This window comes from Lelliottia sp. 489 (assembly GCF_050435885.1).
Classification (GTDB): Bacteria; Pseudomonadota; Gammaproteobacteria; order Enterobacterales; family Enterobacteriaceae; genus Enterobacter; species Enterobacter nimipressuralis.
This window is the reverse complement of sequence record NZ_JBNDLC010000001.1, coordinates 1,573,326-1,598,285: the sequence shown is the minus strand read 5'-3', so window position 1 is coordinate 1,598,285 and position 24,960 is coordinate 1,573,326. Positions and strand designations below refer to the sequence as shown.

Sequence of the window (24,960 nt, the reverse complement as noted above, 5' to 3'; positions counted from 1 at the left end):
AGGGATAAAGGATGACACCGTTTCGCTTAGCTGCGCTCTCGCTCGCGCTTCTCACCACGTTTACGCTCGTTGGTTGCGATAACAACGACGATAAACCTCAGGCGGCCGCACCCGCGGCTTCCACCACCACATCAGAAGCGCCCGCCAAACCGGATGCGGATAAGCTCGCGAAACTCGCCGCGCAGAGTGAGGGCAAAGCGCTCACGCTGCTCGATGCCTCGGAAGTTCAGCTCGATGGCGCATCCACTCTGGTTCTGACGTTTTCGGTTCCGCTCAACCCCGATCAGGATTTTGCCCGCACGGTTCACGTCGTCGATAAAAAGAGCGGCAAAGTGGACGGTGCCTGGGAGCTCGCGCCAAATCTGAAAGAGCTGCGCCTGCGCCATCTGGAGCCGAATCGCAATCTTGTGGTCACCGTGGAGCGCGATCTGCAGGCGTTGAACAAAGCGACCTTTGGCATCGACTACGAAAAAGCGATCACCACTCGGGATACTGAACCGACTGTCGGCTTTGCCAGCCGGGGCTCGCTCCTGCCGGGTAAAGTGGTCGAAGGCCTGCCGGTGATGGCGCTGAACGTCAACAACGTGGATGTAAACTTCTACCGCGTGAAGCCGGAATCGCTGGCCTCATTTGTGAGCCAGTGGGAGTACCGTAACTCCCTGAGCAACTGGGAATCGGATAATCTGCTTAAGATGGCCGAGCTGGTCTATACCGGGCGTTTCGATCTCAATCCGGCGCGCAATACCCGCGAAAAACTGCTGCTGCCGCTGCGCGATATCAAACCGTTGCAGCAGTCCGGCGTCTATATCGCGGTGATGAATCAGGCGGGGCATTACAACTACAGCAATGCTGCCACGCTCTTCACCCTCAGTGACGTGGGCTTGTCTGCGCACCGCTATCACAATCGTCTCGATATCTTCACTCAGAGCTTAGAGAACGGCGCGGCACAGTCCGGTGTTGAAGTCCTGCTGCTGAATGACAAAGGCCAGACGCTGGCGCAGGGCACCAGCGATGGCGACGGCCATGCAAAACTCGAAACGGACAAAGAGGCTGCACTGATTCTGGCCCGTAAAGACGGCCAGACGACGCTACTGGATCTAAAACTCCCGGCGCTGGACCTGGCGGAATTTGATATCGCAGGCGGGCCTGGTTACAGCAAGCAGTTCTTTATGTTTGGCCCGCGCGATCTCTATCGTCCGGGGGAGACCGTGATCCTCAACGGTCTGCTGCGCGACAGCGACGGCAAACCGCTGGCCGATCAGCCTGTGAAGCTGGAAGTGCTGCGCCCGGATGGGCAGGTGGCGCGAACCGTCGTCAGCCAGCCTGAAAATGGTCTTTATCGCTTCAACTATCCACTGGAAAGCGGCGCGCAGACCGGCATGTGGCATGTGCGCGCGAATACGGGCGACAATCAGCAGCGTTTGTGGGATTTCCACGTCGAAGATTTCATGCCAGAACGTATGGCATTGAATCTGACCGGGCAGAAAACGCCGGTTTCGGTGCAGGATGAGGTCAATTTCGACGTTGTCGGCTACTACCTGTATGGCGCACCGGCTAACGGCAACAGTCTGCAGGGGCAGCTTTTCCTGCGTCCGCTGCGTGAAGCGGTCAGCGCGTTGCCGGGATTCCAGTTCGGTGATATTGCGGAAGAGAATCTCAGCCGCAGCCTCGATGAAGTGCAATTGACGCTGAATGAGCAGGGGCGCGGTCAGGTTGCCACGGAAAGCCAGTGGAAAGAGGTGCATTCTCCGCTGCAGCTGATTCTGCAGGCCAGCCTGCTGGAGTCTGGTGGTAGGCCGATCACGCGTCGTGCAGAGCAGGCCATCTGGCCTGCTGCTGCCCTGCCGGGTATCCGCCCTCAGTTCGCCAGCAAAGCGGTGTATGACTATCGCACGGACACCACGGTGAACCAGCCGATTGTCGATGAAAACGGTAATGCCAGTTTTGACATTGTTTATGCCGACGCCAGTGGCGCGAAAAAAGCCGTATCGGATCTTCAGGTGCGCCTGATCCGCGAGCGCCGCGACTACTACTGGAACTGGTCTGAAAGCGACGGCTGGTTGTCTCAGTTCGATCAGAAAGATCTGGTGGAGGGCGAGCAGGCACTGACGCTCAAGGCCGACGAAACGGGCAAAGTGACCTTCCCCGTTGAGTGGGGCTCTTACCGTCTGGAAGTCAAAGCCCCTGACGATATGGTCAGCAGCGTGCGTTTCTGGGCCGGTTACAGCTGGCAGGATAACAGTGACGGCACCGGGGCCGCGCGCCCTGACCGCGTCATGCTGAAACTCGACAAACCCGCTTATCAGCCAGGCGACACCATTAAACTGCATGTTGCAGCACCGGCAGCGGGTAAAGGCTACGCAATGATCGAATCCAGCGAAGGTCCGCTGTGGTGGAAAGAGATCGATGTCCCGGCGAACGGGCTGGATCTCTCCATTCCGGTCGATAAAGCCTGGAAGCGTCACGATCTTTACCTCAGCACGCTGGTGGTACGTCCGGGAGATAAATCCAAATCCGCCACGCCGAAACGTGCGGTGGGTATTCTGCATCTGCCGATGGGTGATGAAAATCGTCGACTCACGCTGGCCCTGGATACACCACAGAAAATTCGCCCGAATCAGTCGCTGTCAGTGAAGGTCAAAGCCAGCGTGAAAGACGGCAGTGTGCCACAGAAAGTGAACGTGCTGGTGTCCGCTGTCGATAGCGGCGTTCTGAACATTACCGATTATGTCACGCCCGATCCGTGGGAAGCGTTCTTTGGTCAGAAGCGTTACGGCGCGGATATCTACGATATTTACGGTCAGGTGATTGAAGGCCAGGGAAGGATGGCGGCACTGCGCTTTGGTGGTGACGGCGATGAGCTGAAACGCGGCGGTAAACCGCCGGTGAATCATGTCACCATTATTGCCCAGCAGGCGCAGCCTGTGGCGCTGGATGACAATGGCGAAGGGACGATTACTCTGCCGATTGGCGACTTCAACGGCGAGCTGCGCGTCATGGCGCAGGCCTGGACGGCGGATGATTTTGGTAGCAGCGAGGGCAAAGTGATTGTTGCGGCGCCGGTGATTACCGAACTCAACACGCCACGCTTCCTGGCCAGTGGTGACTCAACAAGGCTGACGCTGGATCTGACTAACCTCACCGACAAACCGCAGACGCTGAACGTCGCGTTGAGCGCATCGGGATTGATGGAGCTCGAAGGCGCACAACCGCAGCCCGTTCAGCTTGAACCGGGCACGCGAACCACGCTGTTTGTTCCGGTGAGAGCCCTGGACGGTTACGGTGACGGCGAAATCACCGCGCAGGTGACTGGCCTTCAGTTGCCAGGAGAAACTTTCGCACCGCAGAACAAGAGCTGGAAAATTGGCGTGCGTCCGGCGTTCCCGGCACAGACAGTGAATACGGGAACCATGCTAAACCCAGGCGAAAGCTGGACGGCACCGGCTCAGCACATCACGGGATTCTCACCGGCTACCCTGCAAGGTCAACTGCTGCTCAGCGGTAAACCACCGCTGAACCTGGCGCGTTATATCCGCGAATTGCAGGCCTATCCATACGGTTGCCTGGAACAAACCGCAAGCGGCCTGTTCCCGTCGCTCTATACCAACGCGGCGCAATTGACGGCCCTCGGCATCAAAGGCGATACGGATGACAAACGCCGTGCGGCTATTGATATCGGCATCTCCCGTTTGCTGCAAATGCAGCGTGATGACGGTGGTTTTGCCCTCTGGGATAAAAATGGCCCGGAAGAGTATTGGCTGACGGCCTACGTTACCGATTTCCTGGTCCGTGCGGGTGAGCAGGGGTACAGCGTTCCGGCCGAGGCGGTGAACAATGCCAACAACCGTCTTCTGCGCTATCTGCAGGATCCTGGCATGATGTCTATTCGCTACAGCGATGATACGCAGGCGAGTAAATTTGCGGTTCAGGCCTATGCGGCACTGGTGCTGGCCCGCCAGCAAAAAGCACCGCTGGGTGCACTGCGTGAAATCTGGGAGCGTCGTGCGCAGACCGGTTCGGGTCTGCCGTTGATGCAGCTGGGGATGGCGTTGAAACTGATGGGCGATGCGCCACGCAGCCAGCAGGCGCTGGATCTGGCCTTGAAAACCTCTCGCAGTGACAGCAAAAACTGGATGGCGGATTACGGCAGCCCACTGCGTGACAACGCCCTGATGCTCTCCCTGCTGGAAGAGTACAAACTACTGCCGGATGCGCAGAACACGCTGCTGAATACGTTGTCTCAGCAGGCGTTCAGCCAGCGCTGGCTCTCAACGCAGGAAAGCAACGCGCTGTTCCTGGCCGGTCGTCTATTGCCGACACTTTCAGGCGCCTGGCAGGCAACCACCAGCCTCTCGGATAAAGCGCTGAGCGGCGATAAGGCTCAGACACAAAATGTGAGTGGCGATCAGTTGGGCGCATTGCAGGTCACCAACAGTGGCACCACGCCGCTGTGGGTCCGTCTCGACAGCACGGGCTATCCGGATTATGCCCCGCAGCCATCGTCCAACGTTCTGCAAATCGAGCGTCATATTCTCGCAACCGATGGCAGCAGCAAATCGCTCTCTTCTCTGAAAAGCGGTGAACTGGTGCTGGTGTGGCTGGAAGTGAAGGCAAATCAGAATGTCCCGGATGCGCTGGTGGTCGATTTACTTCCGGCAGGGCTTGAGCTGGAAAACCAGAACCTGGCCAGCAGCAGCGCCAGCCTTCAGGATAGCGGCAGCGAAGTGCAGAATCTGCTCAACCAGATGCAACAGGCGGACATTCAGCATATGGAGTTCCGCGACGATCGCTTTGTTGCTGCGGTGCCCGTGAACGAAGGGCAGCCTGTGACGCTGGTGTATCTGGCTCGTGCCGTTACACCGGGAACGTATCAGGTTCCGGTACCGATGGTGGAATCTATGTATGTTCCGCAATGGCGGGCAACGGGCGCAGCAAGCGGCCCGCTGATTGTTGTTCCGTAAGGTGACGTTATCTCGACTCATTCGCTCCCGTTGGCTTTGGCTGGCGGGAGCGATTCTTATTGTATGGGCGTTGATTGTTGTCGCCGATCGCCTGTGGCCGTTGCCTTTAAGAGAGGTCAATCCTGCACGGGTGGTGGTCGATGAGAAAGGTACACCCCTCTGGCGTTTTGCCGATAGCGATGGGATCTGGCGCTATCCGGTCACCATTGAAGATGTCTCTCCGCGCTACCTTGAAGCCCTGATCCAGTATGAAGATCGCTGGTTCTGGGATCATCCCGGCGTTAATCCGTTCTCCGTTTTACGTGCGGCCTGGCAGGATCTGAGTTCCGGTAAAGTGGTTTCGGGCGGCAGTACCCTCACCATGCAGGTGGCACGACTGCTTGATCCGCATCCACGTACTTTTGGCGGTAAAGTGCGTCAGCTATGGCGGGCGATGCAGCTCGAATGGCACCTGTCAAAACGCGAGATCCTCACGCTCTATCTCAACCGTGCTCCCTTTGGGGGGACGTTACAGGGCGTCGGTGCGGCCAGCTGGGCCTATCTCGGGAAATCACCGGCGCAGTTAAGCTACTCAGAGGCTGCGTTGCTGGCCGTTCTTCCTCAGGCACCGAGCCGTCTGCGTCCGGATCGCTGGCCAGAGCGCGCGGAGGCCGCGCGTAATAAAGTGCTCGAGCGCATGGTGACGCAGGGCGTCTGGAGTGCGCAGCAGGTTAAAGAGTCGCGTGAAGAGCCGGTCTGGCTTGCCCCCCGGCAAATGCCACAGCTGGCTCCGCTATTTTCCCGCATGATGCTGAGTAAAAGTCGCGACAACAAAATTGTCACTACGCTGGATGCTTCGCTGCAACGTCAGATGGAAGAGCTGGCGATGAACTGGAAATCCCGGCTTCCGCCGCGTAGCTCACTGGCGATGATCGTTGTTGATCACACCACAATGAAAGTTCGCGGTTGGGTTGGCTCGGTGGATATTAATGACGACAGTCGTTTTAGTCATGTCGATATGGTGAGCGCGATCCGATCGCCGGGATCGGTGCTGAAACCCTTTGTCTACGGAATGGCACTCGATGAAGGCCTGATCCATCCCGCCTCTTTGTTACAGGATGTTCCGCGGCGCACGGGAGATTACCGACCGGGTAATTTCGACAGTGGTTTTCACGGCCCCGTCAGCATGAGCGAGGCGCTGGTGCGCTCCCTGAACCTTCCCGCCGTGCAAGTGCTGGAGGCGTATGGCCCAAAACGTTTCACCGGAATGCTCAGCAATGTTGGTTTACGCCTGATCCTTCCGCCTGGCGCGCAGCCTAATTTATCGCTGATCCTGGGCGGTGCGGGGGCGCGGCTCTCAGACATTACCGCCGCTTACAGCGCCTTTGCCCGTCAAGGGAAGGCGGGGCGGTTACGCCTGCAGCCGGGCGATCCGTTGATTGAGCGTCCGCTGCTCTCGCCTGGCTCGGCGTGGATCATTCGCCGAATTTTAGGCAACGAAGCGCAGCCGCTGCCGGATAGCGCACTGCCGCAGGTTGCACCGCTGGCGTGGAAAACCGGTACCAGCTATGGCTATCGTGATGCCTGGGCCATTGGCCTGAACGCGCGCTACATCATTGGGATCTGGACCGGACGCCCGGACGGGACACCCGTTGCCGGGCAGTTTGGATTCGCCAGCGCCGTGCCATTGCTGAACCAGGTCAATAATATGCTGCAGTCGAGTTCAACGGTGGATGAAGGGCGCTTGCCGCGCGATCCGCGCCCGGCTTCGGTCAGTCGCGGTGTGATCTGCTGGCCCGGCGGGCAATCCCTGCCTGAAGGGAGTGAGAACTGCCGTCGCAGGCTCGCGACCTGGTTGCTTGACGGCAGCCAGCCGCCCACGCTGTTATTGCCGGAGCAAGAGGGGAGCCGTGGGATTCGCTTCCCGGTCTGGCTGGATAACCAGGGCAAACGCGTCGCGGCTGATTGCCCCGGCGCGCAGGAGAAAATCCTCGACGTCTGGCCGTTACCGCTTGAACCCTGGCTTCCCGCATCTGAACGCAGGGCGGTACGCGTTCCGGCGCCGTCAACTACCTGTCCTCCACTGGCGCAAGATTCCCCTGCGCCGCTGATGCTCTCCGGCGTGCGTGAGGGGGCATTAATTAAACGCCTGCCCGGTGAGTCGCGCGTATCGCTTCCGCTACAGGCAATTGGCAGCGACAGTGAGCGCTGGTGGTTCCTGAATGGCGAACCGCTGAATGTGAAAGGGCGCGCTTACACTTTGCAGCTTGATAAAGCAGGGGATTATCAGTTACTGGTAATGGATGAGACGGGGCAAGTCGCTACGGTGAATTTCACCCTGCAGTAGCGAAAAACCCATCCGGGATGTGAGCTGTTGCTAAAACTCGTCTTATTTTAAAAAAATGTTACGTCGAACCATAGGCAATGGCGTTTTTGCTCTCTATAATCCGCGCCATCTTATACAGACGTATGCAAAACAACAGAACATAACACAGAGGTTATCATGGCTATTGAACGTACTTTTTCCATCATCAAACCAAACGCGGTGGCAAAAAACGTTATTGGCAGCATCTTTGCTCGCTTTGAATCTGCAGGGTTCAAAATCGTTGGCACCAAAATGCTGCATCTGACCGTTGAACAGGCTCGCGGTTTCTACGCTGAGCACGACGGCAAACCTTTCTTCGATGGCCTGGTTGAGTTCATGACCTCCGGTCCAATCGTGGTTTCCGTACTGGAAAGCGAAAACGCAGTACAGCGTCACCGCGATCTGCTGGGTGCAACTAACCCGGCTAACGCACTGGCTGGCACTCTGCGTGCAGATTACGCGGACAGCTTCACCGAGAACGGCACCCACGGTTCCGACTCTGTAGAATCTGCTGCGCGCGAAATCGCTTACTTCTTCGCCGAAGGCGAAGTGTGCGCTCGTACCCGCTAATTCCTCAGGGAAGGGTATAAATTTGGTAAAAGTCGCGTGCAAACGTGGCATCCCTGCGCCAGACTTTGTACAATGCAACGCCCCGGAAGAGCAAAGCGCTCACCGGGGCGTTTCTTTTCAACCCTCCACGGGCCATAACGTGTAACAACGAGGCCGGAAAATATTATGTCTGAACTAGTTAACACCTCTGAAGTCGCCATTGCCGCGGTTCCTAATAAAAATGGAAAAATTAACCTGCTGGATCTGAACCGTCAGCAGATGCGCGAGTTTTTCAAAGAGATGGGCGAGAAGCCGTTTCGTGCCGATCAGGTCATGAAATGGATGTACCACTATTGCAGCGACAACTTTGATGACATGACTGACATCAACAAAGTGCTGCGTAACAAACTCAAAGAAGTCGCTGAAATCCGCGCACCGGAAGTGGTGGAAGAGCAGCGTTCTTCTGACGGCACTATCAAATGGGCGATTGCAGTTGGCGATCAGCGCGTTGAAACCGTGTACATCCCGGAAGAAGATCGCGCGACTCTGTGCGTCTCTTCTCAGGTTGGTTGTGCACTGGAGTGTAAATTCTGCTCGACGGCGCAGCAGGGCTTTAACCGTAACCTGCGCGTGTCTGAAATTATCGGCCAGGTATGGCGCGCGGCGAAAATCGTCGGCGCGGCAAAAGTGACCGGCACACGTCCTATCACCAACGTGGTGATGATGGGCATGGGCGAGCCACTGCTGAACCTGACCAACGTCGTTCCGGCGATGGAAATCATGCTTGATGACTTCGGCTTTGGTTTGTCCAAGCGTCGCGTGACCCTCTCCACCTCTGGGGTTGTGCCTGCGCTGGATAAACTGGGCGACATGATTGACGTGGCGCTGGCGATCTCCCTGCATGCACCGAACGATGAAATTCGTGACGAAATTGTGCCGATCAACAAAAAGTACAATATCGAAACCTTCCTCGCGGGCGTGCGTCGCTACCTCGAAAAGTCCAACGCCAATCAGGGGCGCGTGACCATCGAATATGTGATGCTGGACCATGTGAATGACGAAACCGATCATGCGCATCAGCTGGCTGAATTGCTGAAAGACACGCCGTGCAAGATTAACTTGATCCCATGGAACCCGTTCCCGGGGGCGCCGTATGGCCGTAGTTCTAACAGCCGTATCGATCGTTTCTCCAAGGTGCTCATGGAGTACGGTTTCACCACCATCGTGCGTAAAACCCGTGGTGATGATATCGATGCCGCCTGCGGCCAGCTGGCCGGTGATGTGATCGACCGTACCAAGCGTACGCTGCGTAAGCGCATGCAGGGTGAGGCGATTGAGGTCAAAGCTGTGTGATTCGTATGCGTCGCGGTGCAGGTTTGTACCGTGACGCATTAGCTTACTGAATATTCAGCCACGTAGATTGTGATTGCTGAATAATTACGGTGCGTTTCAGACGACTTTAAGGCAGTATGTAACGTCGCAACAACAGTTTAGCCTCATGAGTAGCGCTGCACTGTCAACTAAAGCCGGACAGTCTTATACTAACTGTCTGTCTAAGGTTAAATGACCAGAAGTTTCGCGGTGCGGGTGGCATTGTGACTCACCGGCGCCTGAACCCTAATTTACACGTACCAGTAAGTAGTTGTAGCGAATGAATACTGAAGCCACTCACGACCAAAATGAAGCACTCTCCACGGGCGTTCGTCTTCGCAATGCCCGTGAACAACTCGGACTCAGCCAGCAAGCTGTTGCAGAACGCTTGTGCCTGAAGGTTTCCACGGTTCGCGATATTGAAGAAGATAAGGCTCCGGCCGATCTTGCTTCAACGTTTCTGCGTGGTTACATCCGCTCTTATGCAAAACTGGTGCATATCCCTGAAGAAGAACTGTTGCCAATGATGGAAAAACAGGCACCGGTACGTGCGGCGAAAGTCGCGCCGATGCAGACCTTCTCTCTGGGCAAACGTCGCAAAAAACGTGATGGTTGGCTGATGAGCTTTACCTGGCTGGTACTGTTTGTGGTGATTGGTCTGACGGGCGCATGGTGGTGGCAAAACCACAAAGCGCAGCAGGAAGAGATCACCACGATGGCTGACCAGTCCTCTGCCGAGCTAAACAATTCCGGTAACGACGGCGCGCAAAGCGTGCCGTTAAACACCGACAGCAGTGCCACTTCCGGCGAACCGCAAACTGCTGCTACCGATTCTCAGGCTGTTGAACCTGCCCAAACGCCAGCGCCGGCCACCACACCGGACCAGACGACAGCGCAAAATGCTGTTGTCGCACCGTCTCAGGCGAATGTGGATAACGCTCCAGCGGCGACAACACCTGCCGCTACGGCGAACACCACACAGCCGCTGCCAACCGACCAGGCTGGCGTCGTAGGGGCAACCACTGCCGATCCTAACGCGCTGGTGATGAACTTCTCTGCCGACTGTTGGCTGGAAGTGACGGATGCAACAGGTAAAAAACTGTTCAGTGGCCTGCAGCGTAAAGATGGCACATTAAATCTAACCGGTCAGGCTCCGTATAAGCTTAAAATCGGTGCTCCGGCTGCGGTGCAGATCCAGTATCAAGGAAAACCTGTCGATCTGAGCCGTTTTATCAGAACTAACCAGGTTGCGCGTCTTACCGTTAATGCCGAACAATCAGCAGCACAGTAACAGGCGAGTAACGCGGGAGACTTTTCATGCATAATCAGGCTCCGATTCAACGTAGAAAATCTAAGCGGATTTACGTTGGGAATGTGCCGATTGGTGATGGTGCACCCATCGCCGTTCAGTCGATGACCAACACCCGTACCACGGATGTTGAGGCGACGGTCAATCAAATCAAAGCATTAGAGCGCGTAGGAGCGGATATTGTCCGCGTCTCCGTGCCGACCATGGATGCCGCCGAGGCATTTAAACTCATCAAGCAGCAGGTCAATGTTCCGCTGGTTGCCGATATCCACTTCGATTACCGAATCGCGCTGAAAGTCGCGGAATATGGTGTGGATTGTCTGCGTATCAACCCAGGTAACATCGGCAGCGAAGAGCGTATTCGTTCGGTCGTTGACTGCGCCCGCGATAAAAATATTCCTATCCGCATCGGCGTTAACGCCGGATCGCTGGAAAAAGATCTGCAGGAAAAATACGGCGAACCGACGCCGCAAGCGCTGCTGGAATCAGCCATGCGCCATGTGGATCATCTCGATCGCCTCAACTTCGATCAGTTCAAAGTCAGTGTGAAAGCGTCTGACGTTTTCCTGGCCGTTGAATCCTATCGCCTACTGGCGAAGCAAATCGATCAGCCGCTGCACCTTGGGATCACCGAAGCCGGTGGCTTGCGCAGTGGTTCTGTGAAATCCGCGATTGGCCTTGGGCTGCTGCTTTCCGAAGGGATTGGCGACACGCTGCGTGTATCGCTGGCAGCCGATCCGGTGGAAGAGATCAAAGTCGGTTTCGACATTCTGAAATCCCTGCGCATTCGTGCTCGCGGGATCAACTTCATTGCGTGTCCAACCTGTTCGCGTCAGGAATTTGACGTTATCGGTACGGTCAACGCGCTGGAGCAGCGTTTGGAAGATCTGATCACGCCGATGGATGTCTCTATTATCGGCTGCGTGGTGAACGGTCCTGGTGAAGCGCTGGTGTCAACGCTTGGCGTGACCGGCGGCAACAAGAAAAGCGGCCTCTATGAAGATGGGATCCGTAAAGACCGTCTGGACAACAACGACATGATCGATCAGCTGGAAGCCCGAATTCGCGCAAAAGCGACGATGCTGGACGAAGCCCAGCGCATCAGCATTCAGCAAGTTGAAAAATAACGTGATGGGAAGCGTCAGGCTTCCCATGTATGATTGAACCCATTCTTTGGGTTTTTTTTGTATATAGAAAGAGAATAAACGTGGCAAAAAACATTCAAGCCATCCGCGGCATGAACGATTATCTGCCTGGCGAAACCGCCATCTGGCAGCGCATTGAAGGCACTCTGAAACAGGTGCTCGGCAGCTACGGTTACAGCGAAATCCGTTTGCCGATTGTAGAGCAGACCCCGTTATTTAAACGCGCGATCGGCGAAGTGACCGACGTCGTTGAAAAAGAGATGTATACCTTTGAAGACCGCAACGGCGATAGCCTGACGCTGCGTCCGGAAGGTACGGCAGGTTGTGTCCGCGCCGGCATCGAACATGGTCTCCTGTACAATCAGGAGCAGCGTCTGTGGTATATCGGCCCGATGTTCCGCCACGAACGCCCGCAAAAAGGCCGCTATCGCCAGTTTAATCAGCTGGGTGTGGAAGTGTTTGGCCTGCAAGGTCCGGATATTGACTCTGAGCTGATCATGCTGACGGCACGCTGGTGGCGTGAGCTGGGGATTTCCCAGCACGTTGCGCTGGAGCTGAACTCCATTGGCTCCCTTGAAGCGCGAGCGAATTACCGTGATGCGTTAGTTGCATTCCTGGAACAGCACAAAGATAAGCTGGATGAAGACTGCCAGCGTCGCATGTACAGCAATCCGCTGCGCGTTCTGGATTCCAAGAACCCGGAAGTGCAGGCGCTGCTGAACGATGCCCCGGCGCTGGGTGACTATCTGGACGACGATTCCCGCGAGCATTTCGCTGGCCTGTGCAAACTGCTGGAAGCGGCCGGTATTGCTTATACCGTGAACCAGCGTCTGGTGCGCGGTCTGGATTACTATAACCGCACGGTGTTTGAGTGGGTCACCACCAGCCTGGGTTCTCAGGGTACCGTGTGTGCAGGCGGTCGTTATGACGGTCTGGTGGAACAGCTGGGTGGCCGTGCTGCACCTGCAGTAGGTTTCGCAATGGGTCTTGAACGACTTGTTTTGCTGGTTCAGGCAGTTAATCCGGAATTTAAAGCAGAATCCGTTGTCGATATATACCTGGTGGCCTCAGGTGCGGATACGCAGTCTGCGGCAATGCAGTTTGCCGAACGTCTGCGCGATGCGCTGCCGGGCGTTAAGCTGATGACTAACCATGGTGGTGGCAACTTCAAAAAGCAGTTTGCCCGTGCCGACAAATGGGGCGCAAGTATCGCACTGGTGCTGGGCGAGTCCGAAGTGGCTGCTGGCGAAGTGGTGGTAAAAGACCTGCGCTCTGGTGAGCAAACAACCGTAACGCAGGATAGCGTTGCCGCGCACTTGCGCACTTTACTGGGCTAAGGGGAAGAACAGCGTGGAAATGTACGAGAACGAAAACGACCAGGTTGATGCGATTAAACGCTTCTTTGCCGAAAATGGCAAAGCCCTGGCCGTTGGGGTGATTTTGGGTGTGGGCGCGCTGATGGGTTGGCGTTACTGGAATAGCCATCAGGCTGATTCCGCGCGTGATGCTTCCCTGTCCTATGAAAATACCGTGAGCGCAATTCGTGCCGATCAGCCGCAAACGCTGGCTGCTGCGGAGAAATTTGCTGCTGACAACAAAAATACTTACGGTGCACTGGCATCGCTCGAGGTGGCTCAGCAGTTCGTTGATAAAAATGAACTGGATAAAGCCGCCGCGCAGCTGACTCAGGGTCTCGCGGCAGCCAGCGATGACAATCTGAAAGCGGTGATTAATCTGCGCCTGGCGCGTATTCAGGTACAGCAGAACAAAGCCGACGACGCGCTGAAAACCCTCGACACTGTCAAAGGTGAAGGTTTTGCAGCCATCGTTGCTGACCTGCGTGGTGAAGCTCTGCTCAGCAAAGGCGACAAACAAGGCGCGCGCAGCGCGTGGGAAGCGGGCGTGAAAAGTAACGCCTCACCTGCGCTGAGCGAAATGATGCAGATGAAAATAAATAATTTGTCCGTCTGAGAGGGACCCGATGCAATTGCGTAAATTACTTCTGCCAGGACTGCTTTCTGTTACGTTATTGAGTGGCTGTTCACTGTTCAGTGGCGAAGAAGATGTTGTAAAAATGTCCCCGCTGCCGACGGTTGAAAATCAGTTTACCCCGTCAACCGCGTGGAGCTCTTCCGTGGGTGATGGAATCGGTGATTTCTATTCCAACCTGCATCCGGCGTATGCCGATAGCGTTGTCTATGCGGCTGATCGCAAAGGCACCGTGCGCGCGTTCAACGCCGATGACGGGAAAGAAGTCTGGTCGGTCAATCTGGCCGAAAAAGACGGTTGGTTCTCCCGTACGCCGGCACTGCTCTCGGGCGGCGTGACCTTTTCCGGTGGTCATGTCTATATCGGTAGCGAAAAAGCGCAGGTCTATGCGCTGAACGCCAGCGACGGTTCTATTGCATGGCAAACTCGCGTAGCGGGTGAAGCCCTGTCCCGTCCGGTTGTGAGCGACGGCCTGGTGCTGATTCATACCAGCAACGGCCAGCTGCAGGCGCTGAACGAAGCTGACGGTGCCGTGAAATGGACTGTGAACCTGGACATGCCAGCCCTGTCTCTGCGCGGCGAATCTGCCCCTGCGACCGCGTTTGGTGCGGCTATCGTGGGCGGTGATAACGGTCGCGTCAGCGCCGTGCTGATGCAGCAGGGTCAGATGATCTGGCAGCAGCGTATCTCCCAGGCAACCGGTCCGACTGAAATTGACCGTCTGAGCGACGTCGATACCACGCCCGTTATCGTAGACAACGTGGTATATGCGCTGGCTTACAACGGCAACCTGACGGCGCTGGATCTGCGCAGCGGCCAGGTTATGTGGAAACGTGAGCTGGGTTCAGTGAACGATTTCGTGGTCGAGGGCAACCGCATCTACCTGGTGGATCAGAATGACCGTCTGCTGGCGCTGAACACCGACGGTGGTGTAACGCTGTGGACGCAGAGCGATCTGCTGCACCGTCTGCTGACCGCACCTGCGCTGTACAATGGCAGCCTGGTGGTGGGCGATAGCGAAGGTTATATGCACTGGATTGATCCGGAAACGGGTCGCTTCGTGGCGCAGGAAAAAGTCGACAGCTCTGGTTTCCTGACCGATCCGGTTGTGGCTGACGGCAAACTGCTGATCCAGGCAAAAGACGGTACGCTCTACGCGATCACGCGTTAATCGTCTCGTTTGTAGTATAATAAACGGCTCCTGTTAACTCAGGGGCCGTTTTGACTTTTATAAAAACGCCGCAACTGCGACGTTTATTTGAATTTTATGAGGCTTCAAACATGGTACCTGTGGTCGCGCTTGTCGGGCGCCCGAACGTTGGAAAATCCACTCTTTTTAACCGTTTAACACGCACCCGTGATGCGCTGGTGGCGGATTTCCCGGGGCTGACTCGTGACCGTAAGTACGGTCGTGCTGAAGTGGAAGGTCGCGAGTTTATCTGTATCGATACGGGTGGTATCGACGGTACAGAAGACGGTGTGGAAACGCGCATGGCAGAGCAATCTCTGCTGGCGATTGAAGAGGCGGACATTGTTCTGTTCATGGTAGACGCACGTGCGGGCCTGATGCCTGCCGATACGGCTATCGCCAAACACCTGCGCTCTCGCGAAAAGCCAACCTTCCTGGTGGCGAACAAAACTGACGGTATTGATGCCGATCAGGCGGTAGCGGATTTCTGGGCCCTGGGCCTCGGTGAAATCTACCCGATTGCCGCGTCTCATGGCCGCGGTGTCACCAGCCTGCTCGAAACCGTTCTGCTGCCGTGGGTTGACGAAGTAAACCCGCCGGAAGAAGTGGACGAAGACGCTGAATACTGGGCGCAGTTCGAAGCCGATCAAGAGGGCGCAGAAGAAGAACCTGAGGATGATTTTAATCCGCAGGATCTGCCGATCAAACTCGCTATCGTCGGTCGCCCGAACGTAGGTAAGTCCACACTGACCAACCGTATTCTCGGCGAAGACCGCGTGGTGGTCTACGACATGCCGGGCACGACGCGTGACAGTATTTACATCCCGATGGAACGTGACGAGCGCGAATATGTGCTCATCGACACCGCGGGCGTGCGTAAGCGCGGGAAAATCACCGATGTAGTGGAAAAATTCTCCGTTATCAAAACGCTGCAGGCGATTGAAGATGCGAACGTGGTGATGCTGGTCATCGACGCGCGCGAAGGCATCTCCGATCAGGACCTGTCGCTGCTGGGCTTTATCCTCAATAGTGGGCGCTCACTTGTTATCGTCGTCAACAAATGGGATGGCCTGAGCAACGAAGTGCGTGAGCAAGTCAAAGAGATGCTGGACTTCCGTCTGGGCTTCATCGACTTTGCCCGTGTGCACTTCATCTCTGCGCTGCACGGCAGCGGCGTGGGCAACCTGTTCGAATCCGTTCGCGAAGCCTACGACAGTTCCACCCGTCGTGTAAGCACCGCCATGCTGACGCGCATCATGACCATGGCAGCAGAAGACCATCAGCCGCCGCTGGTGCGTGGCCGTCGCGTGAAGCTGAAATACGCCCACGCCGGTGGTTACAACCCGCCAATCGTGGTGATTCACGGTAATCAGGTGAAAGATCTGCCGGATTCCTACAAGCGTTATCTGATGAACTACTTCCGTAAATCGCTGGATGTGATGGGTACGCCTATCCGTATTCAGTTCAAGGAAGGGGATAACCCGTTTGCGAACAAACGCAACACGCTGACGCCGAACCAGATGCGTAAGCGTAAGCGCTTGATTAAACACATCAAGAAAGGCAAATAATTGCACACTAAAAACCCGACTGAGTCGGGTTTTTTGCCTTTTGTCCTCCATAACTCATGAACGGAGTGGAACATGCGGTTAGGGTTTATTGGGCTTGGTGCAGTGGTTGAGACGGCCTATTTACCGGCGTTGCGACAGATTTCTGATACTCCCTTGCATTGCGTTGGTTTCGATCTTCGCCCCGAGCGCGAGCTTGCAGGCGTGGTGCGCTGCACGTCCCTGGAGCAACTACTGGCCAGTCCGATAGACACCCTGTTTGTCACCACCTCTTCACTGCATCACCTCGATGCCCTTGAGCCGGCCTTATCCTCACCGATTCCGCGTATCGTGGTGGAAAAACCAGTTGTCGCGACGCTTTCCCAAATCGAAAGACTCAAAACGCTGCTCGCAAAACCTGAAGCCGCTGCTCGCGTGCTGGCGCTCGATCACTGGATGGCGCGAAGCGGTGCCATGCAACTCGCGTTGGGCATTCTGAACCCGGCCTGGCAGCCGGAACGGGAAAATCAGACGGCAGGCCGGGTGGTCAATTCACTTGATGAGATCGTCAAAATCGAAGGATTTCTTCAGGAGCCTAGCGGCTTCAACGCTGCGGGAGAACCTGTCGCGCTGAATTTTGCCACCGGTGAGCCTGATACCCGCCAGCTTCGCCACCCGGACGGTGTCATCATTGATATCGGTACCCATGTGCTGGCGATGATGCGAGAAACCGTGCGCGCGCTCGGCGGAAATCACGCACTGTCTTTGCAGGTGATAACCGCGACAGATCGTCTCGGCCGCCCGATTGCCACAGGCGATCTGCTCACCGCCGAAGGCGAGGCTCATCTTCAGGGCCATGTGAGCGGTATTCCGGTGGATATCTGGCTGAACAAATATGCCGGGCCTGCGGGGGGGCAAAAAGGGCTTCGGCTGCATCTACGCGACGGGCGCATTATCAGCCACGACCGACGCGGCACCGAGGATGTTCTCGAACTGATTGACGGCGAAAACGTGCAGCGCTGGACGCTTCCGGGGGCTATCTACGCGCACTGTCTGGCAGAGCATACTCTTGGGGAAAATAGCCTGTACGAGAGGGCGCCAGAAGAGGTGACATTCACCACGCAGCGGCGACTGGAAGAGGTCGAACTCCTGCTGAAATTACAGCAACAGCTGCGTGGCCCACACTGATCGCGGCGTGGTAAAATACCTCAAAACCTTTTTAAGGAGTCACGATGTCTATCATCTGTCCGGATTGCCATGCAGAGCTGGAACCCGTAAACGGAATGGCGCACTGCGAGAGCTGCGATAAAGATATCGCGCTTGAAGCGCTATGCCCTGATTGCCATCAGCCGCTTCAGGTGTTGAAAGCCTGCGGTGCGGTCGATTATTTTTGCCAGAACGGGCACGGCCTGATTTCGAAGAAACGCGTTGAATTCAAGCCGGTTTAAACCGGCTTTTTCTTGCGCGTCTTTTTCGCGGGAGTGATACCTTTCACTTCACTTTCTACCCAGCCGTCGGCCAGGCGGGTTGTCAGCACGTCACCGGCTTTCACCTGTTTGGTCTGCTTCAGCACCGTGCCGTCTGTCGCCGTGGTTACACTGTAGCCGCGCGCCAGCGTTGAAAGCGGGCTAACGGCTTCCAGATGCGTCACCGCATTACCAAAACGCTCACGGGTGCTGCTCAGGCGTGCGCGGATGTTTTCACCCAGACGATATTCAAGCTGCTGCATGCGTGTCTGCGCGCGATAGATGCGCGGCTGCGGGTTTTGCTGATTCAGGCGCTGGGTTATCCGCTGCTGGCGCGAAACCGCGCGCTTGAGTTGATTATCCAGAGCAAAATTCATCCGCTGGCGCAGACGCTCAAGCACCGTTTGCTGACGTGCCAGACGCAGCTGCGGGTGCTGCTGCTGTAGCCGATGCTGCAACTGGGTAAAACGACGATTACGGTTGGCGAGGAAATAGTCCATCGCCATTTCCAGACGCTGCTGGCCGTTCTGCAACTGGCGCAATAGTTCCAGCTGGTTGCGGCTCACGATTTCGGCGGCGGCAGATGGCGTAGGCGCGCGCATGTCCGCGACAAAATCAGCGATGGTGACGTCAGTTTCATGCCCGACCGCGCTGACAATGGGAATAACGCTGTCGAAAACCGCCCGCGCCACGCGCTCGTCGTTGAAACTCCACAGATCTTCCAGAGAACCACCGCCGCGCCCGACGATTAACACGTCACACTCCTGGCGCGCGTTTGCCAGCGCAATGGCGCGCACAATCTGGCCCGGCGCATCGTCGCCCTGCACGGCAGTCGGGTAAATCACAACGGGCAGCGACGGATCGCGACGCTTCAGCACGTGTAAAATATCGTGCAGCGCCGCACCGGTTTTAGAGGTAATCACCCCCACGCAATGGGCGGGAGAGGGCAGGGATTTCTTGAACTGCTGATCGAACAGGCCTTCTGCTGACAGTTTTGCTTTCAGTTGCTCGTATTTCTGCTGCAGTAAGCCTTCACCCGCCGGCTGCATGCTCTCGACGATGATCTGATAATCACCGCGCGGTTCATACAGCGTGATATTGGCGCGAACCAGAACCTGCTGGCCGTGCTGAGGGCGGAACGTCACCCGACGATTGCTGTTGCGGAACATGGCACAGCGCACCTGAGCGGTGTCGTCTTTCAGCGTAAAGTACCAGTGGCCGGATGACGGCTGCGTGAAATTAGAGATCTCTCCGCTGATCCAGACCTGTCCCATTTCCTGCTCGAGCAGCAAACGAACCGATTGATTGAGGCGGCTTACGGTAAAAATTGAGGGGCTTTGGGAGGATAACATGTGAGCGGGATCAAATTCTAAATCAGCAAGTTATTCAGTCGATAGTAACCTGCCCGGAGGCAATCGCAAGCATTTTTTATAAAAAAGTGTAGATGCAATCGGTTACGCTCTGTATAATGCCACGGCAATATTTAACCACCCAGGTCAGAGATATTGCCCATGCTACGTATCGCTAAAGAAGCACTGACGTTTGACGACGTCCTCCTCGTTCCCGCTCATTCCACCGTTCTGCCGAATACTGCCGATCTCAGCACGCAGTTGACTAAAACCATTCGCCTGAACATTCCTATGCTCTCTGCGGCTATGGACACCGTGACTGAAGCGCGCCTGGCAATTGCCCTGGCACAGGAAGGTGGCATCGGCTTTATTCACAAAAACATGTCTATCGAGCGTCAGGCGGATGAAGTTCGCCGCGTGAAAAAACATGAATCCGGTATTGTTTCCGATCCCCAGACCGTTCTGCCAACCACTACCCTGCACGAAGTGAAAGCGCTGACCGAGCGTAATGGCTTTGCGGGCTACCCGGTTGTGACTGAAGACAACGAACTGGTGGGTATCATTACTGGCCGTGACGTGCGCTTCGTGACCGACCTGAACCAGCCTGTCAGCGTCTACATGACGCCGAAAGAGCGTCTGGTGACCGTGCGTGAAGGCGAAACCCGTGAAGTCGTGCTGGCTAAAATGCACGAAAAACGCGTTGAGAAAGCGCTGGTTGTGGATAACAGCTTCCATCTGCGTGGCATGATCACCGTAAAAGATTTCCAGAAAGCAGAACGTAAACCCAACGCCTGTAAAGACGAGCGTGGCCGTCTGCGCGTAGGCGCTGCGGTGGGTGCAGGCGCTGGCAATGAAGAGCGCGTTGATGCGCTGGTCGCTGCGGGCGTTGACATTCTGCTGATCGACTCCTCTCACGGTCATTCCGAAGGCGTTCTGCAACGTATTCGCGATACCCGCGCAAAATACCCTGATCTGCAGATCATCGGCGGTAACGTCGCAACCGGCGCAGGTGCCCGTGCTCTGGCTGATGCCGGTTGCAGCGCTGTCAAAGTGGGTATCGGCCCTGGCTCCATCTGTACGACGCGTATCGTAACCGGCGTGGGCGTTCCGCAGATCACCGCCGTTTCTGACGCGGTAGAAGCGTTGGAAGGCACCGGTATTCCGGTTATCGCCGACGGCGGTATCCGCTTCTCTGGCGATATCGCGAAAGCCATCGCGGCAGGTGCAGCGGCGGTCATGGTGGGCTCTATGCTGGCCGGTACCGAAGAGTCTCCGGGCGAAATCGAACTGTTCCAGGGCCGTTCTTATAAATCTTACCGTGGTATGGGTTCTCTGGGCGCGATGTCCAAAGGTTCTTCAGACCGTTACTTCCAGACGGATAACGCAGCCGACAAACTGGTACCGGAAGGTATCGAAGGTCGCGTGGCGTACAAAGGCCGTCTGAAAGAGATTATCCACCAGCAGATGGGCGGCCTGCGTTCCTGTATGGGCCTGACCGGCTGTGGTACTATCGACCTGCTGCGTACTAAAGCGGAATTTGTACGTATCAGCGGTGCGGGTATCCAGGAAAGCCACGTTCACGACGTGACGATCACCAAAGAGTCCCCGAACTACCGTCTGGGCTCCTGATAAGTTTCCGCGCCCGGCTCAATGCCGGGCGCTTTGTTTCACTTGCCTCGGAATTAGCGTCAATGACGGAAAACATTCATAAACATCGCATTCTTATCCTGGATTTCGGTTCTCAGTACACTCAGCTGGTGGCACGTCGCGTGCGTGAACTTGGCGTTTACTGTGAGCTGTGGGCGTGGGATGTCACGGAAGCACAAATCCGTGAATTCAATCCAAGCGGCATCATCCTTTCCGGCGGCCCGGAAAGCACCACCGAACATAACAGCCCGCGCGCCCCGCAATACGTCTTTGAAGCCGGTGTTCCTGTCTTCGGCGTCTGCTACGGCATGCAGACCATGGCAATGCAGCTGGGCGGCCACGTTGAATCTTCTAACGAGCGTGAGTTTGGCTACGCGCAGGTCGAAGTACTGACCGACAGCGCCCTGGTCCGCGGTATCGAAGATTCCCTGACCGCTGAAGGCAAACCGCTGCTCGACGTCTGGATGAGCCACGGCGATAAAGTGACCGCGATTCCTTCCGATTTCGTAACCGTTGCCAGCACCGAAAGCTGCCCGTTTGCCATTATGGCGAACGAAGAAAAACGCTTCTACGGCGTGCAGTTCCACCCGGAAGTGACCCACACCCGTCAGGGTATGCGTATGCTGGACCGCTTCGTTCGCGATATCTGCCAGTGTGAAGCTCTCTGGACCCCTGCGAAAATCATCGACGACGCCGTTGAGCGTATCCGCAAACAGGTTGGCGACGATAAAGTGATCCTCGGCTTGTCCGGTGGCGTTGACTCCTCCGTGACCGCGATGCTGCTGCACCGTGCTATTGGCAAAAACCTGACCTGTGTCTTCGTGGACAATGGTCTGCTGCGCCTGAACGAAGCCCAGCAGGTCATGGACATGTTCGGCGACCATTTCGGTCTGAACATCGTTCACGTTGAAGGCGAAGAGCGCTTCCTGTCCGCACTGGCGGGCGAAAACGATCCGGAAGCCAAACGTAAAATCATTGGCCGCGTGTTTGTTGAAGTGTTCGACGAACAGGCGCTGCGCCTGGAAGACGTGAAATGGCTGGCGCAAGGCACCATCTACCCGGACGTGATCGAATCCGCTGCTTCCGCAACGGGTAAAGCTCACGTCATCAAATCTCACCACAACGTGGGCGGTCTGCCGAAAGAGATGAAGATGGGTCTGGTTGAACCGCTGCGTGAGCTGTTCAAAGACGAAGTGCGTAAAATTGGTCTGGAGCTGGGCCTGCCGTACGACATGCTTTACCGTCACCCGTTCCCGGGCCCAGGTCTGGGCGTGCGCGTGCTGGGCGAAGTGAAGAAAGAGTACTGCGACCTGCTGCGTCGTGCGGATGCAATCTTCATCGAAGAGCTGCATAAAGCCGACCTGTACAACAAAGTGAGCCAGGCGTTCACCGTATTCCTGCCAGTACGCTCCGTCGGCGTCATGGGGGATGGCCGTAAGTACGACTGGGTTGTCTCCCTGCGTGCCGTCGAAACCATCGATTTCATGACCGCACACTGGGCACACCTGCCGTATGACTTCCTTGGCCGTGTCTCTAACCGCATCATCAACGAAGTGAACGGGATTTCCCGTGTCGTTTATGACATCAGCGGTAAGCCACCGGCGACGATTGAGTGGGAATAATTTCCCCCCTCTAGTCACACAAAACCCTCTGCCTCGGCAGAGGGTTTTTTATTGTGGCGCAGCACAACCACCATCCCTACAGCCAGCCCCCCAATTATCACCGTCAATCCACATGACACCCACATTGCACCGAACACACCCAGTTCCCGATTCAGCCATGCGTAAGCAAAGGGCGATACCGCAGCCATGACCTGCGCCGGAATGAGCAAGACGCCCGTGCGTCGCGCGTAATCCTCAGCAGGAAAAAGCTGTAACGGCAGCGTGGCTTTTACGATAGTCACCAGCCCGTTGATGGCACCATAGCCCAGCACAAATCCGGCAGCCGCCCAGATAAAGGTGCTGGCGCTGAGTCCGGTCAAAAAACAGAGGGGCATGGCGAGGGCAGTGATCAGCGTCAGTCGCAGCGGCGAGAGATGCGCCCCGGCAACCACCTCTGTAAATCGTGCGCCCGTCTGGCCAATGCCCCAGAGCATCCCCACGGAAGCCGGAAGCCCTACGCTTGCGATAAATTCCGGTAAGTGCGTGGATGTGCCGTTCGAAACAAAGGTAATGAGCGCGATGAATGCGGCGTAGAGCAGGCCGTTGCGGCGATCCTGATGATTGGCGTGCGCTGTCGCTTTCCGCATTGTGCCGACCGGCACCCTGTGGCCTGGAAGTACGCGGATAAGCGACGCACTCAGCAGACCGGCAAGGGCGTAAACCAGCACTGCTTCACGCCAGCTCATAAATGTCAGAAGTTTCGCGCCCAGCGGCCAGAACACGGCAGAGGCCAGCCCACCCGCCAGCGTGACGTGTGAAATCGTCCGTCGGGCACTCTGGCCGTAGAGATTCACCAGCGAGGCGAACAGGGCATCGTACAGGGACAGGCGCATGCCGACCCCTGCCAGCAGCCACGCCGCATACCAGCCAGGCAACGCGTGCACGCAGGCCATGACGGCACAACTCACGGCGATCATCAGCGTGCCGCTCATCACCACGAGCTGCCCGCCAAATCGGGCCAGCAGCCTGGCGACGAAAGGCGACACCGTCGCCATCACCAGCATGGCGAGGGTCAGGCCAAGGTAGATCTGTGGTGACGACCAGCGCATGTCTGCGGCGATCGCGTGGGCAAAGGTCCCTGGCATGTAAAAGGTAATTCCCCAGTTGATCAGCTGATTGCCTCCGACAACAACAGGAAGCAGGCGGGGGAGGGCAGGTGTTTTCATTATTTTTCATTCCGTCAGGCAGTTGTGATCACCATACTGCGCACGGTAAGGTGCTGGCAGGCCTCTGTGTTTATGACTCCTATAAGAGAAACTTTGCGATGACGACGCTGAATCTGGGCAATCTGGCGACCTTCCGGCTGGTGATCCAGCGCGGCAGCTTTTCGGCTGCGGCGGATATATTGGGCCTTTCTCAACCAGCGGTGAGCCTGCAGGTGCGCCAGCTTGAGCAATTTCTGCGAACGCGTCTGGTCGAACGTACCGGGCGTGGCATCAAAGCCACCGCTGCGGGGCTGGCGCTACTTGAGCATGGCAATCGTATTGAGCAGGTAGTGGAAGAGGCGATCCGGTCGGTGAGCGAGTTTAGCCATGAGATCAGTGGCACTATTACGCTGGGCACGGGGGCCACGGCCTGTATTCACCTTTTGCCGCCGTTGCTACAGCAACTGCGTGAGGAGCATCCGCTATTACGCGTCGGCGTGACGACGGGAAACACGCTGGATGTGGTGCGCGCCGTGGAGGAGAACCGTCTGGATATCGGGCTGGTCACACTCCCGGCAAGCGGTCGTGCGCTGGAGGTGATGCCCCTACTCGATGAAGAGTTTGTCCTGATAATTTCCCAGGTGCAGGACGAGGAGGTAGCGCAGTTTACCCCGCAAATATTGCACGCACTGCCGCTGATAGCCTTCGAATCGGGGAGTGGTACGCGGGATTTAATCGATGGCTGGTTTAACTCATGCGATCTGGAGGTCTGCCCTGTGATGCAGCTGGGCAGCATCGAAGCCATTAAGCGCATGGTTCGCGCAGGATTGGGATACAGCATTGTCCCGCGTATGGCGGTCGAAAACGTAGCGGATCGCGAAGGGCTGAGCGTGCGATCGCTAAACCCCGTTCTGCATCGTCAGTTAGGTATCGTCATGCGGCAAGACAAAATTCTCAGTAAGGGAATTTCCGAAGTGATTCGTTTATTGCGCGAGAAGGTTAATGGTTAACGGAGTCCAGCGGCTGGGTGACTTGCTGAGACTGAATTTTGTCCTGATGGTGATACCAGGCGCCAATGGAGGAGTACACGAAGCGGCCGAAGAAAAACAGGAAGCTGATAAGCAAGATAATGCGGGTCATTCGAGTGTTAAATCGATGTCGTTTCTGCATACGCGTTGCCTGGCTCACTGTGTTTTCCTGGGTATACCCTTTTGGGCGATGGGACTATTAAGTCACAGCGGGAAGCAAGGGTCAATTCGGAGTGTGTAAAAAATCGTCAATGTAATGATTC

At 56.4% G+C, this 24,960-nt stretch carries 18 protein-coding genes; 15 read left to right on the top strand and 3 right to left on the bottom strand.

Features of this window, described 5'->3' with window-relative positions; all coding sequences use genetic code 11:
- Nucleotides 1-11 precede the first annotated feature (11 nt).
- The 12 genes from ABIE11_RS07745 (at nt 12) to ABIE11_RS07690 (ending at nt 17,849) form a co-directional block, all read left to right on the top strand.
- A complete protein-coding gene (locus ABIE11_RS07745; protein ID WP_429184236.1) occupies nt 12-4,961 on the top strand; it encodes an alpha-2-macroglobulin family protein in 4,950 nt (1,649 codons plus the stop codon).
- A 1-nt stretch (nt 4,962) separates the two neighbouring features.
- Nucleotides 4,963-7,287 carry a peptidoglycan glycosyltransferase PbpC gene (gene pbpC / locus ABIE11_RS07740; RefSeq protein ID WP_429184235.1) on the top strand — a complete coding sequence of 775 codons (2,325 nt, stop codon included), beginning with the start codon at nt 4,963-4,965 and terminating at the stop codon, nt 7,285-7,287.
- A gap of 156 nt (nt 7,288-7,443) precedes the next feature.
- Nucleotides 7,444-7,875 (top strand): nucleoside-diphosphate kinase, encoded by a 432-nt coding sequence (gene ndk / locus ABIE11_RS07735; RefSeq protein ID WP_095282894.1) that lies wholly within the window; start codon nt 7,444-7,446, stop codon nt 7,873-7,875.
- A 165-nt stretch (nt 7,876-8,040) separates the two neighbouring features.
- Nucleotides 8,041-9,207 (top strand): bifunctional tRNA (adenosine(37)-C2)-methyltransferase TrmG/ribosomal RNA large subunit methyltransferase RlmN, encoded by a 1,167-nt coding sequence (locus ABIE11_RS07730; RefSeq protein ID WP_100779320.1) that lies wholly within the window; start codon nt 8,041-8,043, stop codon nt 9,205-9,207.
- Nucleotides 9,208-9,505: 298 nt separating this feature from the next.
- Nucleotides 9,506-10,516, top strand: a complete 1,011-nt coding sequence (gene rodZ, locus ABIE11_RS07725) for a cytoskeleton protein RodZ (protein WP_409255431.1) — start codon at nt 9,506-9,508, stop codon at nt 10,514-10,516.
- Between the two features lie 26 nt (nt 10,517-10,542).
- A complete protein-coding gene (ispG, locus tag ABIE11_RS07720; RefSeq protein ID WP_100779322.1) occupies nt 10,543-11,661 on the top strand; it encodes a flavodoxin-dependent (E)-4-hydroxy-3-methylbut-2-enyl-diphosphate synthase in 1,119 nt (372 codons plus the stop codon).
- A gap of 80 nt (nt 11,662-11,741) precedes the next feature.
- Nucleotides 11,742-13,016 carry a histidine--tRNA ligase gene (gene hisS / locus ABIE11_RS07715; protein ID WP_429184234.1) on the top strand — a complete coding sequence of 425 codons (1,275 nt, stop codon included), beginning with the start codon at nt 11,742-11,744 and terminating at the stop codon, nt 13,014-13,016.
- Nucleotides 13,017-13,029: 13 nt separating this feature from the next.
- A complete protein-coding gene (locus tag ABIE11_RS07710; RefSeq protein WP_100779324.1) occupies nt 13,030-13,650 on the top strand; it encodes a YfgM family protein in 621 nt (206 codons plus the stop codon).
- Nucleotides 13,651-13,660: 10 nt separating this feature from the next.
- The gene (gene bamB, locus ABIE11_RS07705; RefSeq protein ID WP_429184233.1) at nt 13,661-14,839 is read left to right on the top strand and encodes an outer membrane protein assembly factor BamB; all 1,179 of its coding nucleotides are present in this window, start codon (nt 13,661-13,663) and stop codon (nt 14,837-14,839) included.
- Between the two features lie 110 nt (nt 14,840-14,949).
- Nucleotides 14,950-16,425, top strand: a complete 1,476-nt coding sequence (gene der, locus ABIE11_RS07700; protein ID WP_100780837.1) for a ribosome biogenesis GTPase Der — start codon at nt 14,950-14,952, stop codon at nt 16,423-16,425.
- 72 nt (nt 16,426-16,497) lie between these two features.
- Nucleotides 16,498-17,589, top strand: a complete 1,092-nt coding sequence (locus tag ABIE11_RS07695) for a Gfo/Idh/MocA family oxidoreductase (RefSeq protein WP_429184232.1) — start codon at nt 16,498-16,500, stop codon at nt 17,587-17,589.
- Nucleotides 17,590-17,633: 44 nt separating this feature from the next.
- A complete protein-coding gene (locus ABIE11_RS07690) occupies nt 17,634-17,849 on the top strand; it encodes a zinc ribbon domain-containing protein (protein ID WP_100779327.1) in 216 nt (71 codons plus the stop codon).
- On the opposite strand, the gene xseA is transcribed toward ABIE11_RS07690, so the two are convergent.
- The gene (gene xseA / locus ABIE11_RS07685) at nt 17,846-19,219 is read right to left on the bottom strand and encodes an exodeoxyribonuclease VII large subunit (protein ID WP_429184231.1); all 1,374 of its coding nucleotides are present in this window, start codon (nt 19,217-19,219) and stop codon (nt 17,846-17,848) included. The two genes, ABIE11_RS07690 and xseA, sit on opposite strands and share 4 nt — an antisense overlap.
- 159 nt (nt 19,220-19,378) lie before the next feature.
- On the opposite strand from xseA, the gene guaB reads away from it, so the two are divergent.
- On the top strand, nt 19,379-20,845 hold the full coding sequence (gene guaB, locus ABIE11_RS07680; protein WP_100779329.1) for an IMP dehydrogenase: 1,467 nt from the start codon (nt 19,379-19,381) through the stop codon (nt 20,843-20,845).
- Between the two features lie 62 nt (nt 20,846-20,907).
- Entirely contained in the window at nt 20,908-22,485 is a 1,578-nt protein-coding gene (gene guaA, locus ABIE11_RS07675) for a glutamine-hydrolyzing GMP synthase (protein ID WP_100779330.1), read from the top strand.
- 14 nt (nt 22,486-22,499) lie between these two features.
- Here guaA and ABIE11_RS07670 read toward each other — a convergent pair whose 3' ends face one another.
- A complete protein-coding gene (locus tag ABIE11_RS07670; protein ID WP_429184230.1) occupies nt 22,500-23,690 on the bottom strand; it encodes an MFS transporter in 1,191 nt (396 codons plus the stop codon).
- A gap of 98 nt (nt 23,691-23,788) precedes the next feature.
- Here ABIE11_RS07670 and ABIE11_RS07665 point away from each other — a divergent pair, with 98 nt between their 5' ends.
- Nucleotides 23,789-24,679 (top strand): LysR family transcriptional regulator, encoded by an 891-nt coding sequence (locus ABIE11_RS07665; RefSeq protein ID WP_429184229.1) that lies wholly within the window; start codon nt 23,789-23,791, stop codon nt 24,677-24,679.
- Here ABIE11_RS07665 and ABIE11_RS07660 read toward each other — a convergent pair.
- A complete protein-coding gene (locus tag ABIE11_RS07660) occupies nt 24,669-24,839 on the bottom strand; it encodes a YfgG family protein (RefSeq protein WP_429184228.1) in 171 nt (56 codons plus the stop codon). The two genes, ABIE11_RS07665 and ABIE11_RS07660, sit on opposite strands and share 11 nt — an antisense overlap.
- Nucleotides 24,840-24,960 lie beyond the last annotated feature (121 nt).

Excerpts from the sequence above, each read along its gene's own strand:
- ABIE11_RS07745 (WP_429184236.1), top strand. The coding sequence starts at position 12 with ATGACACCGTTTCGCTTAGCTGCGCTCTCGCTCGCGCTTCTCACCACG.
- ndk (WP_095282894.1), top strand. The coding sequence starts at position 7,444 with ATGGCTATTGAACGTACTTTTTCCATCATCAAACCAAACGCGGTGGCA.
- ABIE11_RS07730 (WP_100779320.1), top strand. The coding sequence starts at position 8,041 with ATGTCTGAACTAGTTAACACCTCTGAAGTCGCCATTGCCGCGGTTCCT.
- rodZ (WP_409255431.1), top strand. The coding sequence starts at position 9,506 with ATGAATACTGAAGCCACTCACGACCAAAATGAAGCACTCTCCACGGGC.
- ispG (WP_100779322.1), top strand. The coding sequence starts at position 10,543 with ATGCATAATCAGGCTCCGATTCAACGTAGAAAATCTAAGCGGATTTAC.
- bamB (WP_429184233.1), top strand. The coding sequence starts at position 13,661 with ATGCAATTGCGTAAATTACTTCTGCCAGGACTGCTTTCTGTTACGTTA.
- der (WP_100780837.1), top strand. The coding sequence starts at position 14,950 with ATGGTACCTGTGGTCGCGCTTGTCGGGCGCCCGAACGTTGGAAAATCC.
- ABIE11_RS07695 (WP_429184232.1), top strand. The coding sequence starts at position 16,498 with ATGCGGTTAGGGTTTATTGGGCTTGGTGCAGTGGTTGAGACGGCCTAT.
- ABIE11_RS07690 (WP_100779327.1), top strand. The coding sequence starts at position 17,634 with ATGTCTATCATCTGTCCGGATTGCCATGCAGAGCTGGAACCCGTAAAC.
- xseA (WP_429184231.1), bottom strand. The coding sequence starts at position 19,219 with ATGTTATCCTCCCAAAGCCCCTCAATTTTTACCGTAAGCCGCCTCAAT.
- guaB (WP_100779329.1), top strand. The coding sequence starts at position 19,379 with ATGCTACGTATCGCTAAAGAAGCACTGACGTTTGACGACGTCCTCCTC.
- guaA (WP_100779330.1), top strand. The coding sequence starts at position 20,908 with ATGACGGAAAACATTCATAAACATCGCATTCTTATCCTGGATTTCGGT.
- ABIE11_RS07670 (WP_429184230.1), bottom strand. The coding sequence starts at position 23,690 with ATGAAAACACCTGCCCTCCCCCGCCTGCTTCCTGTTGTTGTCGGAGGC.
- ABIE11_RS07665 (WP_429184229.1), top strand. The coding sequence starts at position 23,789 with ATGACGACGCTGAATCTGGGCAATCTGGCGACCTTCCGGCTGGTGATC.
- ABIE11_RS07660 (WP_429184228.1), bottom strand. The coding sequence starts at position 24,839 with ATGCAGAAACGACATCGATTTAACACTCGAATGACCCGCATTATCTTG.